This is a genomic window from Halomonas sp. 328, from assembly GCF_015645095.1.
GTDB lineage: Bacteria > Pseudomonadota > Gammaproteobacteria > Pseudomonadales > Halomonadaceae > Bisbaumannia.
The window spans coordinates 1-1,333 of record NZ_JADOTW010000072.1 but is presented as its reverse complement, the minus strand read 5'-3'; the positions used below and the strand labels follow the sequence as shown (position 1 = coordinate 1,333).

Genomic DNA, 1,333 nt, shown 5'->3' with positions numbered 1-1,333 from the left:
CGCCGCTACTTGGGGAATCTCGGTTGATTTCTTTTCCTCGGGGTACTTAGATGTTTCAGTTCCCCCGGTTCGCCTCCTGCACCTATGGATTCAGTGCAGGATACTCATCTTGTGATGAGTGGGTTTCCCCATTCGGAAATGTCCGGGTCACAGGTTGTTTGCCACCTCACCGAACCTTATCGCAGGCTACAACGTCCTTCATCGCCTCTGGCTGCCAAGGCATCCACCGTATGCGCTTAATCGCTTGACCATATAACCCGAAGGGGTCTGGTCGCGATTGGTACGATAATTGCCGGATACGCTTGAGACGTATCGTCAATTTGTCAGCATGATTCATATTGTTAAAGAGCGACTGTCAATCGACAGTCATAAACCGGTCATCGTATTTGATGATGATGGCTTATGACTGCGGATCCGATCAGTGACTGACTGTTCGATGGGTAGGGGAGATGGTGGAGCCAAGGAGAATCGAAGTCGCCCGCGACCCCGGCGCGACCTCCTGGTGCCGGCAGGCGCTCTCCCAGCTAGGCTACCCATAGCCATTTATCTTTTCAGAAAATGGTGGAGCCAAGCGGGATCGAACCGCTGACCTCCTGCGTGCAAGGCAGGCGCTCTCCCAGCTGAGCTATGGCCCCGGCATATGGTGGGTCTGGGCAGATTTGAACTGCCGACCTCACCCTTATCAGGGGTGCGCTCTAACCAACTGAGCTACAGACCCGGCTAACCACAGGGCTTGCGCCCTAACAGTCATTTGCTCTGGTCGATCAGGTAATTCATTGTGGACACTTGCCGGCAGGCGGCGGTCGTCGTTTAAGGAGGTGATCCAGCCGCAGGTTCCCCTACGGCTACCTTGTTACGACTTCACCCCAGTCATGAACCACACCGTGGTGATCGCTCCCCCGAAGGTTAAGCTAACCACTTCTGGTGCAGTCCACTCCCATGGTGTGACGGGCGGTGTGTACAAGGCCCGGGAACGTATTCACCGTGACATTCTGATTCACGATTACTAGCGATTCCGACTTCACGGAGTCGAGTTGCAGACTCCGATCCGGACTGAGACCGGCTTTATGGGATTAGCTCCACCTCGCGGTATTGCAACCCTTTGTACCGACCATTGTAGCACGTGTGTAGCCCTACCCGTAAGGGCCATGATGACTTGACGTCGTCCCCACCTTCCTCCGGTTTGTCACCGGCAGTCTCCCTAGAGTTCCCGACCGAATCGCTGGCAAATAGGGACAAGGGTTGCGCTCGTTACGGGACTTAACCCAACATTTCACAACACGAGCTGACGACAGCCATGCAGCACCTGTCTGTGCGTTCCCGAAGGCACCAA

At 55.1% G+C, this 1,333-nt stretch carries 2 tRNA genes and 2 rRNA genes; all 4 read right to left on the bottom strand.

The features are described 5' to 3' along the window. Positions 1 to 250, bottom strand: a 23S ribosomal RNA gene (locus IHD13_RS18000); the annotation flags it as partial. Between the two features lie 309 nt (positions 251 to 559). Continuing rightward, positions 560 to 635: transfer RNA gene (locus IHD13_RS17995), tRNA-Ala, on the bottom strand. 6 nt (positions 636 to 641) lie between these two features. Further along, positions 642 to 718: transfer RNA gene (locus tag IHD13_RS17990), tRNA-Ile, on the bottom strand. 93 nt (positions 719 to 811) lie between these two features. Next, positions 812 to 1,333: ribosomal RNA gene (locus IHD13_RS17985) — 16S ribosomal RNA — on the bottom strand; the annotation flags it as partial.